Genomic DNA, 19,279 nt, shown 5'->3' on the forward strand with positions numbered 1-19,279 from the left:
GGGGAGATTGGCAGCTCCGACCGAGGCATTTTTCTTGCAAAGTCGGTGATTGACGAAAGCAGGCGCGACAGCTGATCTCCCTCCTGGAGGGGGAGATGGCCGGCAGGCCAGAGGGGGGCAGTGCCGGCCACGACCCGAGAAAACAATGTCACAACCGCACCGCCTTTCCGCTGCGCACGCTCTCATCGGCGGCAAGACAGACGGCGAGCGATTTTACGGCATCGTCCATGTGGCGGGTCAGGTCGATATCTTCCCGGATCGCCTTCAGCACAAAGGCCTGCTCGAGATCACAGAGGTCCTGGTGGCCGGGTTCGCCTTCCATCGACAGCATTTCGTCCGGCCTGGCGAATTTGCCGTCCGCCCCGGTCGCCGCACTGTGCAGGCGGATGGTCGAGGTCTTGGTGTGGGTGTCGATATCGTCGGACTTCACGCCTTCCTTCATGACGATCGACACGCAGCCATTGGGCGAGATTACGTCCTTCACGAAGAACGCGGTTTCCGAGACCATCGGTCCCCAGGCGGCCTCGTACCAGCCGACCGAACCGTCGTCGAACAGCACTTGCAGATGGCCGTAATTGTACATCGTCGGCGCGATCTCCTCGGTCAGCCGCAGCCCCATGCCGCGCACCTCGACCGGCTTGGCGTCGGTGATCTGCAGCATCACGTCGAGATAGTGGACGCCGCAATCGACGATCGGCGACGTCGTCTGCATCAATTGCTTGTGCGTCTGCCAGGTCGGGCCTGACGACTGCTGGTTGAGGTTCATGCGGAAGACATAAGGGCCGCCGAGCTTGCGCGCCTCGGCGATCAGCCGGACCCAGGACGGGTGATGGCGCAGGATGTAGCCGATCACCAGCTTCTTGCCGTTGGCCTTGGCCGCGGCGACGACGCGCTTGGCGTCGGCCACCGTCGTTGCCAGCGGCTTTTCAACGAAGACATGGCAGCCGGCCTCCAACGCCTTCACCGCATAGTCGGCATGGCTGTCCGAATAGGTGGCGACGCAGGCGACATCGGGTTTTTCGTCGCGCAGCGCCTCGTCGAAGGAACGCCTGATGCCATAGCCCGACAGCCCGTCCGGCAGCGGCACGTCGGAACGGTTGATCAGTGCGGCGATCTCAAATCCCGGATTGGTGTGGTAGGCCAGCGCATGGCTGCGGCCCATATTGCCGAGACCGGCGACGACGACGCGAAGGGGCTTTTCTAAACTCACTTGACGGCTCCGGAAGTGATGCCGCGGATCAGCTGCCGCGAGAAGATGACGTAGAGGATCAGCACCGGCATGATCGCCAGCGACAGGGCCGCCAGGATGGCGTTCCAGTTGGTGACGAACTGGCCGAGGAACAGCTGGGCGCCGAGCGTCACCGTCTTGGTCTCTTCCGACGGCGCCAGGATCAGCGGGAACCATAGATCGTTCCAGATCGGGATCATGGTGAAGACGGCGACGGTCGCCATCGAGGGCCTGACCAGCGGGAGCACCAGCCGGAAGAAGATCGTGTATTCCGACAGGCCGTCGATGCGGCCGGCATTCTTCAGATCGTCCGACACCTGCTTCATGAATTCCGACAGGATGAAGACTGCCAGCGGCAGGCCTTGCGCGGTGTAGACCAGGATCAGCGCCGTCAGCGTGTTGACCAGCCCGCTCGCCACCATCAGCTGCAGGATGGCGACGGTGCCGAGCCGGATCGGGATCATGATGCCGAGCGCGAGATAGAGCCCCATCAGCGTGTTGCCGCGGAAGCGGTATTCCGACAGCGCAAACGCCGCCATGGCGCCGAACAGAAGCACGAAGAACAGCGAAGCGACGGTGACGACGAGACTGTTCTGGAAATAGTGGATGAAGTCGCCCTGGCCGATCACCGTGTTGTAGCCGATCAGGTCGAAGGTCTTCGGCGTCGGCGGCGTCAGCGGTTCGCTGAAGATGCCGGCGCGGGACTTGAACGAATTCATGATGACCAGGATCACCGGAAACAGCGCGATCACCGTATAGGTCAACAGGATCGCGTGGGCGCCGATGGTGCGGGGCAGAGAACGGGTTGCGGTGCTCATTGGAAAGTCTCCTGACGAGCCAAAGCAAGAGAGGTTGGCGCCAAGGCACCCCTCTCTGTCCTGCCGGACATCTCCCCCTCAAGGGGGGAGATTGGCAGCTTTGGACTCGGCGCCTTTTCTCCAACGCTGGTGATTGGCGAAGGCAATCGTGCCATCCAATCTCCCCCCTTGAGGGGGAGATGCCTGGCAAGGCAGAGGGGGGTGTTCAAGCTCGACATCTCGCCCCCTCAGAACTGGTAGCGACGCAGGCGCGTCTGCACGAGGAACAGGTAGACGCAGACGCCGCCGAGGATGATCAGGAACATCATCGTGGCGATCGCCGCCCCCATGTTCGGGTCGCCGACCTGCAGCTGGAAGCCGAAGAAGGCGCGGTAGAGGAAGGTGCCCAGAATATCGGTGGAATAGTTCGGCCCGGCCAGCGCGCCTTGCGCGGTGTAGATCAGGTCGAAGGCATTGAAATTGCCGACGAAGGTCAGGATCGAGATGATGCCGATCGACGGCAGGATCAGCGGCAGCTTGATCTTCCAGAACTGCGACATCCCGGTGATGCCGTCGCATTCGGCGGCTTCGATCACCTCTTCGGGGATCGACAAAAGGGCTGCATAAATCAGCATCATCGGGATGCCGATAAACTGCCACACCGAGATCAGGCTAAGCGCGGTCAGCGCATATTGTTCCTTGCCGAGCCATGGCGTGAAGAAGCTTTTCAGGCCGACCAGATCCATCAGATGCGGCGCCACGCCCCACAGCGGCGACAGGATCAGCTTCCAGGCGAAGCCGACAATGACGAAGGACAGGATCGTCGGCACGAAGATCGCCGTGCGGTAGAAGGCGGCGAACCTCAGCCGTGGGCTGGACAGCAATGCTGCCAGCATGACGCCGATCGGGTTCTGCACCAGCATGTGGATGATGAAGAACCAGACATTGTTGCGCAGCGCATTCCAGAAATTGACCGACCAGTTGGGGTCGCCGAACAAGGTGCGGAAATTGTCAAAGCCGACGAACACCTGGTGCTGTTCGATGTTGCGGAACAGCGACAGTTGAAGCGTGCCGGCCAGCGGCAGGATCATGATCGCCGTGTAGACCAGCAGCGCCGGCGCCAGGAAGACGCCGATATGCCAGCGGAACGGTCGTTTCGGTCGTGTTTCTGCAGCCATGAGTGCGGTCCCTGCCGTCTCTCGGTTCCAAAGGGTGTCGATGCCAGATGATGCCTCGATGCACGGCCCCGAGGTCCTTGCCCCGGCATGGGCAGGACGAAGGCCTGCGACTGGTCAGCTAGCCTTTCCCCACAGACGAGAGGGTAAGGCCGAGAGGCAGTGCCGACAATCGCATTCTGTAAAGTGAAGGCCGGCCGGGCACGCGCCCGGCCGGTCTTTCTCTGAGCCTTACTTGCCCGGCTTGTACCAGCTGTCGAGGCCGTCCTGCAGCTTCTTGGCCGCAGCTTCCGGCGTATCGGTGCCGTTGATGACGTTGGCCGATTCGACCCAGGTCTCGTTTTCCAGGTTCGGCGTGCCGCGCGACAGGATCTGGTAGGTCGAGCGGATCGTCGACTTGCACTTGTCGCGCCAGGAGACGAATTCCTGCGCCAGCGGGTCTTCCATCTTCACCGGGCTGGAGTTCAGGCTGAAGAAGCCCGGCAGTGCGTTGGCGTAGATGGTGGCGAAGTCCGGCGAGGCGACCCAGGACAGGAAGGTCTTGGCCGCATCGGCATTCTTCGACGCTGCATTCAGACCCATGCCGATATCGGTATGGTCGGAGATGTAGCAGGTGTCGCCGGCCTTCTCGACCGGCGGCGGGAAGGCGCCCATCTTGAACTGCGCCTGGGTGTTGAACAGGCCGATCTCCCACGAGCCGGCCGGGTAGATGGCGGCGCGGCCGAGCGTGAACAGGTTCTGGCTGTCCGGGTAGGTCTGGGCTTCGAAGCCGTCGCCGAGATAGGGCTTCCACTTCGCAAGTTCGGCAAAGGGCGCGACCCAGGCGGCATCGGTCAGCTTCTGCTCGCCCTTGATCAGCGCGGCGCGGCCCTCTTCGCCCTTCCAGTAGTTCGGGCCGATGTTCTGATAGCCCATGGTCGCGGCTTCCCAGAGATCCTTGGTGCCCATCGCCATCGGGATGTAGGTGCCGTCGGCCTTGATCTTGTCGAGCGCGGCGAAGAATTCGTCACGCGTCGTCGGCACCTTGATGCCAAGCTTGTCGAAGGCGTCCTTGTTGTAGATGAAGCCGTGGATGACCGAAGCCATCGGCACGCAGAAGCTCGACTTGCCGTCGTCGGTCTGCCAGGCGGCCTTGGCGACGGGCGAGAAGTTTTCCATGCCGGGCAGCGCCGACAGATCGGCAAGGTTGCCCTTCTTGAACAGTTCGAGCGACTTGTCGAACGGGCGGCAGGTGATCAGGTCGCCAGCCGAGCCGGCAGCGAGCTTGGCGCCGAGTGCGGCGTCATATTCAGTCGGCGCCGACGGTGCGAACACCACCTTGATGCCGGGGTTCTTGGCTTCGAAGGCCGGGATCAGCTTGTCCTTCCAGATGGTGAGGTCGTCGCCGCGCCAGCTTTCGATATTGAGCGTTACGTCAGCGGCGTGAGCCAGTCCGGCGGTGCCGAGAATGCTGGTGCCGAGAAGCAGTGCCGTCAGTAGTTTCGTTGTCATGCTTAGTCTCCCTGTTGACCTTTTTCAGGTTCGGTTTTGAGAACAGGGGCCTTCGCGCCCTTGTTCCCCTCGATCGCGGAAAGGGCTGGCCTGAGCTTCTGGCCGGTCCTTTCCAGTATCTTCTCGGCCACATCAGCGTTGGCAGCGCCGGCGGCGAGCAGAATGGCTGTCTTGACAACGCCGCCGCTCGCTTCGAGCAGGCGCGCGGCAGCGTCCTTGTCATGGCCGGTGATGGCGGCGACGATGCGGGCCGCGCGGTCGCGCAGCTTGATGTTGTCGGCGGTGAGATTGACCATGTAGCCGTCATGGACGTGGCCGAGATGAATGGCGGTCAGCGTCGACAGCATGTTGAGCGTAATCTTCTGCGCGGTGCCGGCACCCATGCGCGTCGAGCCGGCAATCACCTCCGGCGGTGTCTCCAGCAGGATGGCAACGTCGGCCAGCTTGAGCAGCGGCGTGTCCTTGTTGTTGGCGATGGCAATGGTCGCGGCACCCAGGCTGCGTGCATCCTTCAGCGCCTGGACCGCATAGGGCGTCGAGCCGCTGGCCGAGATCGCAACCAGGCAATCGCCCTTGCCGATGCCGGCGCCGGCAACAGCCGCCGAGGCTTCGTCGGTATCGTCTTCCGGCCCGCCGGCCAGCGTCTTGAAGGCCTCGTCGCCGCCGGCGATCAGGATGACGATACGCTCGCGCTTGATGCCGAAGGTGCCGGGCAATTCCAGCGCGTCGGCCAGCGCCATCAGGCCGGAGCTGCCGGCCGCCGCATAGACAAGCTTGCCGCCGCCGTTCAGCCGGCCGGCGATGATCTCGGCTGCGGCAGCGATGGCGGGAATGGCGTCGCGGACTGCCTTGGCGGCCTCGATCTGTGCATTGACCAAAGAAGAGAGGATGGTGTCCGGGGCCTGGATGTCCAGTCCCTCGGCATTCCTGTGAAGCGCTTCGGTGCGCGGTTCGGCCATCCCTGTCCCTCCGATGAAGGAACAATACCAAAAAAATACCACTTGTCCACACGCATTAACGGATTTGAGCGTCAGAAATCACATAGCCGACGAAATGCCTAGGTTTTTCAATAAAATACGCCTTAATCTTTTTGAAACGGAAATTAATCCTTGGCTATTGGTATTTTATTGGTATTATCCGCCCCGAGGAGAAATCGCGTGAATTTCGTGCTCGGTATCGATGGCGGCGGCACCAGCTGCAGGGCAGCCCTTGCGACAGGCGATGGCGCTGTCATTGGCCGTGCCAAAAGCGGCGCCGCCAACATCCGCACCGATCTCACCGGCGCCAGGACCCACATCGTCGATGCAGCACGACAGGCCTTCATCGCCGCCGGGCAAGACCCGGACTTGATCCCGCAGACACCAGCCATTCTTGGCCTTGCCGGCGCCAATGTCGGCACCTACCGGCAGCAGCTCGAAGCAATCCTGCCATTCAGTATCAGCCGCGTCGAGACCGACGCCGAGATCGCGCTCGAAGGGGCGGTGGGCTCGGGCGACGGCGCCATGGCCATCCTCGGCACCGGCACCGCCTATATGGCGCGCAAGGGCGGGATATCGCGGGCCATAGGCGGCTGGGGGTTCCAGGTCGGCGACCAGGGCAGCGGCGCCCGCATCGGCCGCGATTTGCTCGAACAGACGCTGCTCGCCCATGACGGGGTTCGCCCGCGCTCAGCCCTGACCGACAGCATGATGGCCACCTTCCGCAACAATCCTGAAGACGTGGTCGAATTCACCACCAACGCCAAGCCTGGCGATTTCGGCGGCTTCGCGCCCAAGGTGTTCGAGCATGCCGAGAAGGGCGACGCCGTCGCCACCTGGATTGTCGACAAGGCGGTTGCCGATGTCGAGGCGGCCCTTGGTGCGCTCGATCTTTCGCAAGGCGCGCCGCTCTGCCTGCTCGGCGGGCTGGCGCCGCTTTATGCGCCGCGCCTTTCCCAACGCTACCAGGCGCTGCTCAAGGCGCCGCTCGACGATGCGCTGGGCGGCGCCGTGCAGATGGCGGCTCGCATCTTCGCCAAGGCGGAGGCGGCGCGATGAGCGACGCCGCCGACCAGATCTTCGCCACGCTGAAGCAGTCGTCGCAGAGCGGCGCGCCGCTCTATCTGCAGCTCAGGAAAAGCATCGAGGACGCGGTCAATCGCGGTCTGATCGGACCGGGCGACGCGCTTCCCTCCGAGCGCGACATCGCGACCAAGGCCGATATTTCGCGCGTCACCGTGCGCAAGGCGGTCCAGGATCTGGTCAAGGGCGGCATCCTCGTGCAGCGCCACGGCTCCGGCACCTTCGTCGCGCCACGCATGGAGCGCGTCGAGCAGTCGCTGTCGAGGCTCACCTCCTTCACCGAGGACATGGCCCGGCGCGGCATGGCGGTGCGTTCGGCCTGGCTCGATCGCGGCCTCTATGCGCCCTCGCCCGACGAGATGATGGTGCTTGGCCTTTCGTCGAACGAACTGGTAGCGCGGGTGTCGCGTCTGCGCATTGCCAACGACACGCCGCTGGCCATCGAACGCGCCTCGCTGTCGGCCAGCGTGCTGCCGGACCCTGCCGGGATAGGTTCGTCGCTCTATGCGGCGCTGGAATTGACCGGCAACCGGCCGGTGCGGGCGGTGCAGCGCATTTCGGCCGCCAATCTCGGCGATGGCGATGCACGCCTGCTCGAAGTGCCACCGGGCATTGCCGGACTGCACATCGAACGCATTTCCTATCTGGCGAGCGGCAAGGTGATCGAATTCACCCGTTCCATCTACCGGGGCGACGCTTATGATTTCGTCGCCGAACTGCGGCTGACAGGGCCGAGCGAAGAGGGCCGACCATGATCCCCAACACCACTCATATGCGGCGCGAGATCGACGAAATCCCGCAAGCCGTCGCGCGCCTGCTCGACGGTTCGGCGGCGGTGCTGACCGAGGCGGGACGCGGCATTCGCGAGCGCGACCCGAGCTTCATCGTTACCGTCGCGCGCGGCTCGTCCGACCATGCCGCCACCTTCATGAAATATGCCGTCGAGCTGACCGCTGGTCTGGCCGTCGCTTCGGTCGGCCCGTCGATCGCCTCGATCTATGGCGCCAAGCTCAAGCTCGCCGGCTCGGCCTGCCTGGCGATCTCGCAGTCGGGCAAGAGCCCGGACATCGTCGCCATGGCCGAGACGGCCAGGGCCGGCGGATCGCTCACCGTCGCCATCACCAACACCGCCGATTCGCCGCTGGCACGGGCCTCGGATTTTGCCATCGACATCCTGGCTGGGCCGGAGCGTAGCGTCGCGGCGACGAAAACCTTCGTCAATTCGGCGGTTGCCGGACTGGCGCTGATGGCGCATTGCACCGGGGACGACAAGCTGCTGGCCGCCCTCGCCCGCCTGCCCGAACATTTCAGCAAGGCGATCGCCTGCGACTGGATGGCGCTGGCCGGCGCATTGGAGACGCCGCAATCGCTGTTCATTCTCGGCCGCGGTCCGTCCGCGGCGATGGCCAACGAGGCGGCGCTGAAGTTCAAGGAGACCTGCGGCATGCATGCCGAGGCCTATAGTGCGGCCGAAGTCATGCACGGCCCACTGGCATTGGTCGGGCCGGGCTTCCCGGTGCTGGCGCTGGCCGCCCGCGATGCCTCCGAGCCGTCCGTGGCCGAAGCCGCCGACAACCTTGCCGGCAAGGGTGCCGCCGTTTTTGTAACCTCGGATAAAGCCAAGAGCGCCGCACGGCTGCCGCATGTCGCCACCGGCCATCCGCTGACCGACCCGCTGACGCTGATCGTGTCCTTCTACGGCTTCGTCGAGGCCTTCGCCCGCCATCGCGGCCTCGATCCGGATGTGCCGCGCAATCTGCGCAAGGTGACGGAAACCGTATGAGCGACCGTTTTGCCCTGACTGGCGCCCGCATTTTCGACGGCGACGACTGGCACGACAATGCCGCCCTTGTCGTGCAGGGTGATGCGGTCGAAGGCATTCATCCTGTCGGCGCAATTCCTTCCGGCGTTGCCCGGATCGACACCGGTGGTGGCATGCTTGCGCCGGGCTTCGTCGACCTGCAGGTCAATGGCGGCGGCGGCGTGATGCTCAACGACCATCCCGATGTCGCCTCGCTGGCAACCATATGCCGGGCGCACGCGCCGTTCGGCACTACGGCGCTGCTGCCAACCCTGATCACCGATACGCCTGAGATCACCGCCGCGGCCATTGCCGCCGGCGCTGAAGCGGCACGGCAGAAGCTGCCGGGCTTTTTGGGCCTGCACCTCGAAGGCCCGCATCTCTCCGTCGCCCGCAAGGGTGCGCATGACCCGGCGCTGATCCGGCCGATGACGGATGCCGACCAGGCGGGCCTGATCGCGGCGCGGAAAAATCTGCCGGTGCTGCTGACAACGATTGCTCCGGAATCCGTCGAGGCCATCCGCGTCGCCGCCCTCGCCAAGGCCGGCATCGTCGTCAGCCTCGGCCATTCCGACACCGGCTACGCCACGGCCAAAGCCTTTGCCGAAGCCGGCGCCAGCGCGGTCACCCATCTGTTCAACGCCATGAGCCAGATCGGCAACCGCGAGCCGGGGCTGGCCGGTGCTGCCATCGACATAGGCGGCCTGTCGGCCGGCATCATCGCCGACGGCATCCATGTCGATCCCGCCACCATGGGAATCGCGCTGCGCGCCAAACAGGGGCCGGGCAGGATCGTGCTGGTCACCGACGCCATGGCGACGATCGGCACCGAGATGACCTCGTTCACCCTCAACGGCCGCATCATCTATCGCAAGGACGGCAGTCTGCGATTGGCCGACGGCACGCTGGCCGGGGCCGATCTCGATATGATCTCGGCCGTCCGTTATGTGCACAGGATTGTCGGGCTGGACCTGTCGGAGGCATTACGCATGGCCTCGCTCTATCCGGCGCAAGCCGTCGGCCAGGCGCACCGGCTCGGCCGCTTCGCCAACGGCACCGCGGCGGATATCGTCGCGCTGTCGAACGATCTCAACGTTGAGGGCGTGTGGATCGGCGGCGACAGGGTTTTTGCAGGCGCGGACAGTCGGCGCTAAAGTCCATCCATGCATGATGTCGATTGCGTTGTTGCCGGGGCGGGTGTTGTCGGCCTCGCCATTGCCCGTGCGCTGGCGCTGGCGGGCCGCGAGGTGCTGGTGGTCGAGAAGGCCAATGCCATCGGCACAGGCACCAGTTCGCGCAATTCGGAAGTCATCCATGCCGGGCTCCACTATGCGCCGGGCAGCCTGAAGGCCCGGCTCTGTGTCGCGGGTCGCGAGCGCCTCTATGCCTATTGCCGCGAACACGGCGTCGCTCACCGGCGCACCGGCAAGCTGATCGTTGCTGTCGAACCCGACCAGTTGGACAGGCTGCAAGCGATCCAGATCAACGCGGCGCAATGCGGAGTAGGTGACCTCACGCTGTTGACGCGCACAGAGGCCGAAAAGCTCGAACCCGCGCTGACCTGCGCTGGTGCGTTGCTGTCGCCGTCGACCGGCATCGTCGACAGCCAGGCGCTGATGCTGTCGCTGCGTGGCCACGCGGAAGCCGCTGGCGTATCCTTCGCGCTGCTCACGACTGTTACCGGCGCGGCCATCGAAGCCGACGGGATCCGGATCGACACGCGTGACGCCGATGGTGAGGGGTTCCGTCTCAAGGCCGGCGCCTTCATCAACGCCGCCGGCCTCGACGCCCAGGCATTGGCCAGACGCATCGAAGGCTTCCCGCAAGACCTCGTTCCGCCGCTATGGCTGGCGCGCGGCAACTATTTCGCGCTGTCCGGCCGCTCGCCCTTTTCGCGGCTGATCTATCCGGTGCCAGTCCATGGCGGTCTTGGCGTTCACCTGACCCTCGACCTCGGCGGCAGCGCGCGCTTTGGCCCTGATGTCGAATGGATCGATCGCGTCGACTATACCGTCGATCCCGGCCGAAGCGCCGCCTTCTACGAGGAGATCCGGCGCTACTGGCCCAACCTTGCCGATGGCGCATTGCAGCCCGCCTATGCCGGCGTCAGGCCAAAACTTTCCGGTCCAGGCCAGCCGGCGGCAGATTTCATCATCCAGGGCCCGGCCGAGCACGGCGCTGGGCCGATCGTCAATCTGTTCGGCATCGAGAGCCCCGGCCTGACGGCGAGCCTGGCAGTCGCCGACCATGTTGTGGAGCTGCTCAGCCTGAAATGACAGGGCTGCGGCTGTTGTCGTCTCAAGCTATGAAACCTTTTGATTTCGAGGCCGTTGTCGGGGCGTATGTCCGAGGCGAAACCCAAATCGAAACCGACCGACGGCATCAGACCGAGCGATGCCCCGAAGTCGCGCCGGGAAAAGCCATCACGACAAAAGCCGCGCGACCCACGAACGGGCGAGGAGAAGCCGCGCGAAAAGAAGCCAACGCCCGCCGACGCAGCGCCGGAGGTCGACGGCCAGGCGGGGCCGCCGCCGGAAGCTATCGAACCCGATCCGCAGCTGACGCCCGAAGAGGCCGAGCAGGCGCGCAAGAAATACCTGCTGCGGCGTTTCTGGATCAGCGCGCGCGGCTACTGGAGCCGGCGCGGCGACCGGCTCGCCTGGCCATTCACGATCGGAGTGCTGCTGCTGATTTGCATCAACATCGGTTTCCAGTATGGCATCAATGTCTGGAACCGCTCGATGTTCGATGCCCTCGAGCAGCGCAACGCCCGCACAGTCTATTTCCTCAGCGCCGTATTCGTGCCGCTGGTGATCTGCAGCGGCTGCCTTGTCGTCGCGCAGGTCTACCTGCGCATGACGATCCAGCGCCGCTGGCGTTCCTGGCTGACCACCGGGATCGTCGCGCGCTGGCTGGCAAACGGCCGCTACTACCAGCTGAACCTCGTGGGCGGCGACCACCAGAACCCCGAGGCCCGCATGACCGATGATCTGCGCATCGCCACCGAGTCGCCGGTCGATTTCATCGCCGGCGTCCTCAACGCGTTCCTGTCGGCCTCGACCTTCATTGTCGTGCTGTGGACGATCGGCGGCGCGCTCACCCTGCCGATCGGCGGCGAGAGCATCACCATTCCCGGCTTCCTGGTCATCACCGCGATCATCTATGCCGCCATCACCTCGACCTCGATGGTGGTCATCGGCCGCAATTTCGTCCAGCTCTCCGAGCGGAAGAACCAGGCGGAGGCCGAGCTGCGCTACACGCTGACGCGCGTGCGCGAAAACGGCGAGAGCATCGCCTTGCTGGGCGGCGAGGAGGAGGAGCGCGGCGGCATCGACAGGAATTTCGGCCATGTGCTGAGGCAATGGGCGCTGCTGACCGGACAGCACATGCGCACGGCGGCGGTGTCGCAGGGATCGAGCCTGTTTGCGCCGGTCGTGCCGATCCTGCTGTGCGCGCCAAAATTCCTCGAAGGCTCGATGACGCTTGGCGAGGTGATGCAGGCGGCGTCGGCCTTTGGCATCGTGCAAGGCGCGTTCGGCTGGCTGGTCGACAACTATCCGCGTCTCGCCGATTGGAACGCCTCCGCGCGGCGCATTGCCTCGCTGACGATGTCGCTCGACGGGCTCGAGCGCGCCGAGCAGAGCGATGCGCTCGGACGCATCAACCGGGGCAAAACCGAAGACGGCGCCATCCTCAGCCTCGAGAATCTTTCCGTGACACTCGACGACGGCACCTCCGTGGTCAAGGAAACCGAGGTCGTGATCGAGCCGGGCGAGCGGGTGCTGGTGGCTGGCGAATCTGGTTCAGGCAAGTCGACGCTAGTGCGGGCAGTCGCGGGCCTGTGGCCATGGGGCGGCGGCAGCGTCAATTTCCACGCCGACAGGCGCCTGTTCATGCTGCCGCAACGCCCCTACATCCCCACCGGCACGCTTCGCCGCGCGGTCGCCTATCCCGCGGCGGCGGACAAGTGGACGATCAAGCAGATCAAGGCCGCCCTCGACAAGGTGGGGCTTGGCTATCTCACCGACAGGATCAGGGAAGACGCGCCATGGGACCAGACGCTGTCGGGTGGCGAAAAGCAACGCCTCGCCTTCGCGCGCCTGCTGCTGCATCGCCCCGATATCGTGGTGCTGGATGAAGCGACTTCGGCGCTCGACGAGAAGAGCCAGGACACGATGATGAAGACGGTGATCCGCGAACTGCCTGATGTCACCATCATCAGCGTGGCGCACCGCGCGGAGCTCGAAGCCTTCCACAGCCGCAAGATCACCCTGGAAAGGCGTGAGGGCGGCGCCAAGCTCGTCAGCGATGTCGACCTCATCCCACGCAAGCGCAAACGCAGCCTGCTGAACCGCGCCCTGTGGGGTTCCGGCACCCCAAAGCCGCGCAGGTAGGGACGGCATAACCGCGAACAGGTGACAGTGGAGTGCCTGAAGCGAAGTGATTAGCCGGCTTCTTAACGACCGTAGAGGCCCTTGTAGGTTTCGCGCAGCAGGTTCTTTTGCACCTTGCCCATCGTGTTGCGCGGCAATTCATCGACGAAGATGACCTGCTTCGGGTGCTTGTATTTCGCCAGCTGGCCGGCAATGGCGCCAACGATCTCCGCGCCGGTAATCTGCGAGGCAGGCGCCCGCACCACGACAGCGGTGACGCCTTCGCCGAAATCGGGATGGGCAAGACCGATGACCGCACTCTCCACGACGCCGGCCAGCGCGTCGATCTCGCTCTCGATTTCCTTCGGGTAAATGTTGTAGCCGCCGGAAATGATCAGGTCCTTGCCGCGCCCGACAATGTGGACGTAGCCATCGGCATCGATGATGCCGAGGTCGCCGGTGATGAAAAAGCCGTCGGCGCGGAATTCCGCCTTGGTTTTCTCCGGCATGTGCCAATAGCCGGAAAAGACATTCGGCCCCTTCACCTCGATCATGCCGACTTCACCCTGGGCTAGCGCAGCACCACTGTCGGGATCGGCGATGCGCAGCGAAACGCCGGGGAGCGGGAAGCCGACCGTGCCAGCGCGGCGCTCGCCCTCGTACGGGTTCGAGGTGTTCATGTTGGTCTCGGTCATGCCGTAGCGCTCGAGGATCGCGTGGCCGGTGCGCTCGCGCCAGGCCTTGTGCGTTTCTGAGAGCAGCGGCGCCGAGCCGGAAACGAACAGGCGGATATTCTTCGCCGCCTGCGCGTCGAGTCCCTGTTGCTGCAAGAGCCTGGTATAGAAGGTCGGCACGCCCATCAACACCGTGGCGCGCGGCAGAAGCGAGACGATGCGGCTGGCGTCGAATTTCTGCTCGAACAGCATCGAGGCGCCGGCCATCAGGGCGACGTTGGTGGCGACGAACAGGCCATGCGTGTGGAAGATCGGCAGCGCGTGGATCAGCACGTCATCCCTCGTGAAGCGCCATTGCTCGACCAGCACGCGCGCGTTGGAGGCCAGATTTTCGTGGCTGAGCATGGCGCCCTTCGAGCGGCCGGTCGTGCCCGATGTGTAGAGGATCGCCGCGAGGTCGTCCGGCTCGCGCGCCATATCGTCAAAATCCGCGGGCTGTTGCGCGGCCAGTTCGATCAGCGAGCCTTCACCGTTGCTGCCGAGTGTGGCGGTAACTGCGCCCGAAGTCTTTGCCAGCGGCGCGATATCGCCGGCCCGCGCTGGGTCGCAGACGACCAGCCGCGGCTCGGCATCGCCGAAGAAATAGCCGAGCTCCGTCAACGTGTAGGCGGTGTTGAGCGGCAGGAAGACCGCACCGGCGCGCAGGCAGGCCAGATAAAGGAAGATGCATTCGGGGCTTTTTTCGACTTGCACCGCGACACGGTCGCCCGGCCTGACGCCGAAATGCTTCAGCGCCTGCGCCAATTGCGCCGACCCCGATAGCATATCGCCGTAGCGGATCGAACGCCCGTTATCGGTCTCCATCAAGGTGTGCTCGGGCGCGGGCATGGAGTCGCGAAAGGCGTGGAACAGATGATTGCTCATGCGTCTTCCCTAGCGCATGGCCTCGAAAATAAACAACCGCTTTTCGGAACACCGCTGCAAGCAGATTTCGGATCGAAAAACCGCAAGTGTTGCTATCTGCGGCCGCGCAACGCCTTGCTTGCCCGGAGATCGCCGCTCTCGTTGAAGCGCTCCATGCACATGGCTGCCGTCAAACGATAGTGGTTGAGCAGCGCTTCGACGGCGCCATCGGCATCGCCATCCACGGTGCGCTCGGCGATCAGGCGATGTTCGCCGATATCGTCGCGCTCGGCCCCGTCCTGGGAGATCAGCCGGTAGCGGGAGGCCTGATCGGAAAGCTGGTCGCAAAAGCCGGTCAGCCAGTGCGACCGGCAGCCTGCGATAAGTGCCCGATGGAAGGCGCGATGCAGCTTTTCCCATTCCGGATTGTTCGAGGACGGATCCTCCGGCAAACGGCGCTGCGCGCGCGCCAGCCGATGCAAGGCCAGCACCAACTGCTCTTCCCATTCGCCGGTGCGGTTGGCAATGGATTCACGCAGCGCCCGCTCTTCCAGCCAGCAGCGGGTGCGTGTCAATTCCTCGAGTTCCGGTGCACTGACCGGCATGATGAAGAAACCGCGCTGGTCGTGCCGGCCAAGCAGGCCTTCCGAAGCAAGCCGGTTGAGAGCCTCGCGAACCGGCGAGGCGCCGGCGCCGTAACGGGAAACCACCCATTCGACACGAAGCTTGCTTTCACTTTCAAACACGCCGCGCAGGAGATCGTCGCGAAGCTGTTGATAGACCGTACTGGCGAGGGTGCTCTTGGCCCCCGCGCCTTCAATCATATCGGAAGATCCGTAGGTCAATATGGCTCCTGTCGCTCTCCCATGCTCCGCCAGCCCGGCCTCGAAGCAAACGATTCGCCCGTACTTGTACTATATGCCTTGAGGCATCCATGGCTCAAGGGGAAGATCACGATATTCGACTTAAAGAGGAAGGTTGTACGCATCTTACTCCGAGGAAGTAACGAATATCGTGAAAAACTTGTTCTTATGAAGAAACTTTGTCCAACGGTGTGGCCCGCGTCTTCGTGACATGGTTGTGAGATCAGGAATACGGGTAATTTTTCCTTAACGCGCGTCAGATTGGCGAGATGCGCCCTCCCGTAACAGGGGCGCCTTGGAGGATCGGACCAATTGATCAGAACCGCCGAGAATTTGTCTTGAAGCTGATGTCAGCCGGCAGCCCGGTCGGCCGCGGTTCGGATGGCTTCGATATTGGCCCTATAGGCTTCAACGCTGCCGCCTTTGAAGACGGCGGCGCCCGCCACCAGCACGTCGGCGCCGGCCGATGTAACCAGAGGAGCCGTCTCCGGCGACACGCCGCCGTCGATCTCGATGCGGATCGGCCGGTTGCCGATCAGCGCCTTGACCCGCTTGACCTTGTCGATCATGGCCGGGATGAAGGCCTGGCCGCCAAAGCCCGGATTGACGGTCATGATCAGGATCAGGTCGAGCCGGTCGAGCACATATTCGATCGCGCTTTCCGGAGTCGCCGGATTGAGCGACACGCCAGCCTTCTTGCCGAGACCCTTGATAGTCTGCAACGAACGGTCGAGATGCGGTCCAGCCTCGGCATGCACGGTCATGCCGTCGCAGCCGGCATCGGCAAAGGCGGCCAGATAGGGATCGGCAGGCGCAATCATCAGATGGCAGTCGAAGAAGGCCTTGGTGCGGTTGCGGATGGCCTTGATCACCGGCGGGCCGAAAGTGATGTTGGGCACGAAATGCCCGTCCATGACGTCGAGATGGATCCAGTCGGCGCCGGCCGCGACCACCGCCTCGACCTCGTCGCCGAGCTTGGAAAAGTCCGACGCCAGCACCGATGGCGCAATCAGGGTCTTCCTGGCCATGTCAGCTTCCCGTTGTTGAGCTTGCTTCCGCCCTAATCGTCTCGGCGCCGCTTGTCGACAGGAATCCGGTGTGGGCGACTGATCCACACAATGCAGAGAGGCGGCAGTGGGCCGCCTCTCCAGGTCTGTAGCGTCAAATTTCAGTTCACGTGACGCCTCGGCTTGGCCAATCCCGGCGCAAACAGCTTGCCGCTGCCTTGCTTCAATCTCTGCAGATTGAACGTCTTGACGGGTTGCTTCGGCACGCAATATCCACGCACAAGCTTTTCGGTCGTCTGGCAGCCAGTGGTGATGATGGCGTCCTTCACGCATGCCTTGCCGACCGGGTGGTAACCGCGTTTGCAGTCGATGATGACGGGAGGCTTGCGCACGCATTTGCCGTTGATGCGCAATTCGTCGCGCCTGCACTGGTCGGCGACTACAGGGTTCCTCACGCATTTCAAGCCGACCTGACGATAGCCTGGCAGACAGTGAATGCTGACGCCGATGCACCTGCCGCTGACAAGCTTTTCGGTGCTCTTGCACGCGGCAACGATCGGCTTGTCGATGCATTTGCCGCGCCGCAATGTCTGGCTGGGCAGGCATTTGCGGCCGGGATCGACGACGACCGGCGGCAGTCTCGGCTTGCCGAAGTCCGGACGCGTGCTGGAGACGAGATCGTCAGCCTCCGGTTCGGAGGTGCGCTTGATGCAGGTGAAATCCTCCTTGTCCGTATCGACGGTGGCGATGGAGCCGTTCTGCTTGATCTCCTGCAGCGTGCACTGGATCGAGCGGGTTCTGACGATGCTGAGATCATGTGCCGCGCTGGCCTTGAAGACGCCGCCATCGTTGAAGGCGACCGTGGTGCCGGTGAAGAAGGCGCCGTTCGAACAGCCGATCCGGTAGTGAAACGCGCCGGGCTCGTCGCGGCTCACCTCGAATGCGACCTGGCCCTTGCGAGGGCAGAGTTTTCTCGCTCCTGCGCTGTCGGAAACGGTCACTTCACCTTGCCAGTCGGCCTTTGCCGGCGGGTTGTCGGGATCGGCCTGCGGTGCGTCGGTGAAGCCACCGCCGCCGGCGCCGGTACAATGCACCGTGATGTCCTTCCAGCCGTCGAAGGGTTCGAACGGTCCATTGCCGACGACCTCGGTCTTGTACTGGAAATAGGCCGTGGCGCCGACATTCTCCCACTTCTCATAGTTGGCGTAATAACCATTCTTGCTTGCGTCATACGATGCCCACGCCTGCTTGAACTCGGAGGTGATCGGTCCGCCGTCCTTCTGTCGCCAGATGCGCATCGAGACCGGTCCGGCCTGGTTGGCCTGCGCCCGGCTGGTAACCTTGAGCGAGGGACAGACAGTGCCAGGAGTCGAGCCCGGTTGGTTCGACTGGTAGGTGGTCAAGAACAGCTTGACGTTCTCGACCTCGAACTTGCCGAAATCGGCAGCGATGTCCTGGACATTGGGCTTGATCACCGGGTCGCAGACAACCTGCACCTGGAAGGTGCCATGCGCGGCGTAGTTCGAATCGAAAAGCGGGTAGGGCCAGCTGCCCTGCTGGGTCTCGGCGACGGCATTGCCCATGTCGAGCGCTTTGTCGGTAAGTGCCGTGAAGCTGGCGTCGAATGTGTGGCTGAACGAATAGGATTTCGTCGGACCGTCGGCCTGCAGGTGCTGGTTGCACTTGGCGATGATCTGGTCGCCATAGGGCACGACGGCAATGCCGGTGTCCGACGACAGGGGTATGTTGGCCGGATCAAAGGCGAAGTTTTCCTGGTGGTCGTAGTCACGGCTGACTGTGGCCGCGCTCCAGATCGGCGGAAACGGGCCGCATTGGCCGGGTCCGCAGACGCCGAGTGCGACACCGACATCCTGAACGTAGCCGGGCCACCGTGTATCGATCTTCATGTGGCCCCAGAACTGGACGGTGCCGCTCTTCAGCCTGTCCCATTTCTGCTTGTCGCTCGAAACGACGTGAAGCGTGGTGTTGGCGCTCTGCGTGTCGAAGGACATCGACTTGATGTTGGCCTGTTCGGCGAAGGCCGACGTGCTGGCGAGCGCGGCTGCGATTAAGGCAACAGCGGTCGCCGTGTTGCGAAAGATATAACGGGGTGAAGACATTTTCTCTCTCCTGAAAGTGTTTCCTTCAGGAGTGGGTCATCCCGGCCGGCGCGAAGGTTCACAGCGACAGAACATAATTGCTGGTCCGAGTGTTGGCCTTCCCGGGTGATCCACCTCAGTCCGTTCGCTCTTTGAAATCTGATTGCAAATCGCAATCAGATATATAGCCTATAGGTATCGAACGGAGGTACACGTGGGAAAGATCGTCTACTCCATGCTGACGTCGCTGGACGGCTTTATCGAGGGACCGTCGGGCGACATCGGCTTGCCGGTGCCCGGGGAAGAACTGCACCGGCATTTCAACGGCGAGATGCGGCGGACCGCGATCGCGCTCTGCGGACGCCGGATGTATAAGGCGATGCGCTTCTGGGACAGTCCGGAGCGCGAGACCGGGGACGAGGTAGAGCGGGATTTTGCCGATGCCTGGCAAAGGACCCCGAAGATTGTGTTTTCGACCACGCTTAGCGACGTCGGACCCAATGCCCGGCTGGTGAGTGGGGATGTCGAAACCGTTGCAAGTCGGTTCAAATCGCAAACGGAGGGCGAAATCTCCGTCAGCGGCGCCGATCTTGCCGCACAATTCGCGCGCGCGGGCCTGATCGACGAATACCGGCTCTACATGCAGCCGGTCGTGCTGGGCGGCGGCAAGCCGTACTTCCAGTCCGGCCTGGCGCTGACCTTGCAGCCGCTCGGCACGCAAAGCCTTGCCCAGGGCGTGACGCTGCTGCGCTACGCGCCCGCCAGCTGAGATTCGGCCTGGAACAGTGTGAGGATCGACAACTCTGCC

The 19,279-nt window shown here is 63.6% G+C and carries 16 protein-coding genes; 7 read left to right on the top strand and 9 right to left on the bottom strand.

Features of this window, described 5'->3' with window-relative positions; all coding sequences use genetic code 11:
• Positions 1 to 148 precede the first annotated feature (148 nt).
• The 5 genes from AC04SH_RS09910 to AC04SH_RS09930 all read right to left on the bottom strand — a co-directional run bounded on the left by AC04SH_RS09910 (position 149) and on the right by AC04SH_RS09930 (position 5,650).
• On the bottom strand, positions 149 to 1,210 hold the full coding sequence (locus tag AC04SH_RS09910; protein WP_488574866.1) for a Gfo/Idh/MocA family protein: 1,062 nt from the start codon (positions 1,208 to 1,210) through the stop codon (positions 149 to 151).
• Positions 1,207 to 2,046 carry a carbohydrate ABC transporter permease gene (locus tag AC04SH_RS09915; protein ID WP_454575885.1) on the bottom strand — a complete coding sequence of 280 codons (840 nt, stop codon included), beginning with the start codon at positions 2,044 to 2,046 and terminating at the stop codon, positions 1,207 to 1,209. Before AC04SH_RS09915 ends, AC04SH_RS09910 begins: the two co-directional genes overlap by 4 nt.
• 227 nt (positions 2,047 to 2,273) lie before the next feature.
• Positions 2,274 to 3,203 (bottom strand): carbohydrate ABC transporter permease, encoded by a 930-nt coding sequence (locus AC04SH_RS09920; protein WP_112561217.1) that lies wholly within the window; start codon positions 3,201 to 3,203, stop codon positions 2,274 to 2,276.
• 228 nt (positions 3,204 to 3,431) lie between these two features.
• A complete protein-coding gene (locus AC04SH_RS09925; RefSeq protein ID WP_488574867.1) occupies positions 3,432 to 4,691 on the bottom strand; it encodes an ABC transporter substrate-binding protein in 1,260 nt (419 codons plus the stop codon).
• A gap of 2 nt (positions 4,692 to 4,693) precedes the next feature.
• Positions 4,694 to 5,650 carry an N-acetylmuramic acid 6-phosphate etherase gene (locus AC04SH_RS09930; protein WP_488574868.1) on the bottom strand — a complete coding sequence of 319 codons (957 nt, stop codon included), beginning with the start codon at positions 5,648 to 5,650 and terminating at the stop codon, positions 4,694 to 4,696.
• A 198-nt stretch (positions 5,651 to 5,848) separates the two neighbouring features.
• Here AC04SH_RS09930 and AC04SH_RS09935 point away from each other — a divergent pair, with 198 nt between their 5' ends.
• The 6 genes from AC04SH_RS09935 (at position 5,849) to AC04SH_RS09960 (ending at position 12,946) form a co-directional block, all read left to right on the top strand.
• On the top strand, positions 5,849 to 6,727 hold the full coding sequence (locus tag AC04SH_RS09935; protein WP_488574869.1) for a glucosamine kinase nucleotide-binding domain-containing protein: 879 nt from the start codon (positions 5,849 to 5,851) through the stop codon (positions 6,725 to 6,727).
• Entirely contained in the window at positions 6,724 to 7,506 is a 783-nt protein-coding gene (locus AC04SH_RS09940) for a GntR family transcriptional regulator (protein ID WP_488574870.1), read from the top strand. Before AC04SH_RS09935 ends, AC04SH_RS09940 begins: the two co-directional genes overlap by 4 nt.
• Positions 7,503 to 8,534, top strand: coding sequence for an SIS domain-containing protein (locus tag AC04SH_RS09945; protein WP_488574871.1), 1,032 nt, complete (start codon positions 7,503 to 7,505; stop codon positions 8,532 to 8,534). Before AC04SH_RS09940 ends, AC04SH_RS09945 begins: the two co-directional genes overlap by 4 nt.
• On the top strand, positions 8,531 to 9,706 hold the full coding sequence (nagA, locus tag AC04SH_RS09950) for an N-acetylglucosamine-6-phosphate deacetylase (RefSeq protein ID WP_488574872.1): 1,176 nt from the start codon (positions 8,531 to 8,533) through the stop codon (positions 9,704 to 9,706). Before AC04SH_RS09945 ends, nagA begins: the two co-directional genes overlap by 4 nt.
• A 9-nt stretch (positions 9,707 to 9,715) precedes the next feature.
• Positions 9,716 to 10,828, top strand: a complete 1,113-nt coding sequence (locus tag AC04SH_RS09955) for an NAD(P)/FAD-dependent oxidoreductase (RefSeq protein ID WP_488574873.1) — start codon at positions 9,716 to 9,718, stop codon at positions 10,826 to 10,828.
• Positions 10,829 to 10,894: 66 nt separating this feature from the next.
• Positions 10,895 to 12,946, top strand: coding sequence for an ABC transporter ATP-binding protein/permease (locus AC04SH_RS09960; RefSeq protein WP_488574874.1), 2,052 nt, complete (start codon positions 10,895 to 10,897; stop codon positions 12,944 to 12,946).
• 62 nt (positions 12,947 to 13,008) lie between these two features.
• Here AC04SH_RS09960 and AC04SH_RS09965 read toward each other — a convergent pair whose 3' ends face one another.
• The 4 genes from AC04SH_RS09965 to AC04SH_RS09980 form a co-directional block, all read right to left on the bottom strand.
• Positions 13,009 to 14,523 carry a malonate--CoA ligase gene (locus tag AC04SH_RS09965; RefSeq protein ID WP_488574875.1) on the bottom strand — a complete coding sequence of 505 codons (1,515 nt, stop codon included), beginning with the start codon at positions 14,521 to 14,523 and terminating at the stop codon, positions 13,009 to 13,011.
• A gap of 92 nt (positions 14,524 to 14,615) precedes the next feature.
• Positions 14,616 to 15,347, bottom strand: a complete 732-nt coding sequence (locus AC04SH_RS09970; protein ID WP_488574876.1) for a GntR family transcriptional regulator — start codon at positions 15,345 to 15,347, stop codon at positions 14,616 to 14,618.
• A 368-nt stretch (positions 15,348 to 15,715) separates the two neighbouring features.
• On the bottom strand, positions 15,716 to 16,393 hold the full coding sequence (gene rpe, locus AC04SH_RS09975) for a ribulose-phosphate 3-epimerase (protein ID WP_488574877.1): 678 nt from the start codon (positions 16,391 to 16,393) through the stop codon (positions 15,716 to 15,718).
• A 140-nt stretch (positions 16,394 to 16,533) separates the two neighbouring features.
• Positions 16,534 to 18,492: a hypothetical protein gene (locus AC04SH_RS09980; RefSeq protein WP_488574878.1), complete on the bottom strand. Its 1,959-nt coding sequence runs from the start codon at positions 18,490 to 18,492 to the stop codon at positions 16,534 to 16,536.
• 193 nt (positions 18,493 to 18,685) lie between these two features.
• Between AC04SH_RS09980 and AC04SH_RS09985 the strand changes: the two genes are divergently transcribed.
• Positions 18,686 to 19,240, top strand: a complete 555-nt coding sequence (locus AC04SH_RS09985) for a dihydrofolate reductase family protein (protein ID WP_488574879.1) — start codon at positions 18,686 to 18,688, stop codon at positions 19,238 to 19,240.
• Positions 19,241 to 19,279: the final 39 nt, after the last annotated feature.

The organism is Mesorhizobium sp. CNPSo 4688 (assembly GCF_057784295.1).

Bases quoted from the DNA above. Each gene is read 5' to 3' on its own strand.
- AC04SH_RS09965 (WP_488574875.1), bottom strand. From the start codon at position 14,523: ATGAGCAATCATCTGTTCCACGCCTTTCGCGACTCCATGCCCGCGCCC.
- AC04SH_RS09925 (WP_488574867.1), bottom strand. From the start codon at position 4,691: ATGACAACGAAACTACTGACGGCACTGCTTCTCGGCACCAGCATTCTC.
- rpe (WP_488574877.1), bottom strand. From the start codon at position 16,393: ATGGCCAGGAAGACCCTGATTGCGCCATCGGTGCTGGCGTCGGACTTT.
- AC04SH_RS09915 (WP_454575885.1), bottom strand. From the start codon at position 2,046: ATGAGCACCGCAACCCGTTCTCTGCCCCGCACCATCGGCGCCCACGCG.
- nagA (WP_488574872.1), top strand. From the start codon at position 8,531: ATGAGCGACCGTTTTGCCCTGACTGGCGCCCGCATTTTCGACGGCGAC.
- AC04SH_RS09920 (WP_112561217.1), bottom strand. From the start codon at position 3,203: ATGGCTGCAGAAACACGACCGAAACGACCGTTCCGCTGGCATATCGGC.
- AC04SH_RS09980 (WP_488574878.1), bottom strand. From the start codon at position 18,492: ATGTCTTCACCCCGTTATATCTTTCGCAACACGGCGACCGCTGTTGCC.
- AC04SH_RS09945 (WP_488574871.1), top strand. From the start codon at position 7,503: ATGATCCCCAACACCACTCATATGCGGCGCGAGATCGACGAAATCCCG.
- AC04SH_RS09960 (WP_488574874.1), top strand. From the start codon at position 10,895: ATGTCCGAGGCGAAACCCAAATCGAAACCGACCGACGGCATCAGACCG.
- AC04SH_RS09930 (WP_488574868.1), bottom strand. From the start codon at position 5,650: ATGGCCGAACCGCGCACCGAAGCGCTTCACAGGAATGCCGAGGGACTG.
- AC04SH_RS09940 (WP_488574870.1), top strand. From the start codon at position 6,724: ATGAGCGACGCCGCCGACCAGATCTTCGCCACGCTGAAGCAGTCGTCG.
- AC04SH_RS09955 (WP_488574873.1), top strand. From the start codon at position 9,716: ATGCATGATGTCGATTGCGTTGTTGCCGGGGCGGGTGTTGTCGGCCTC.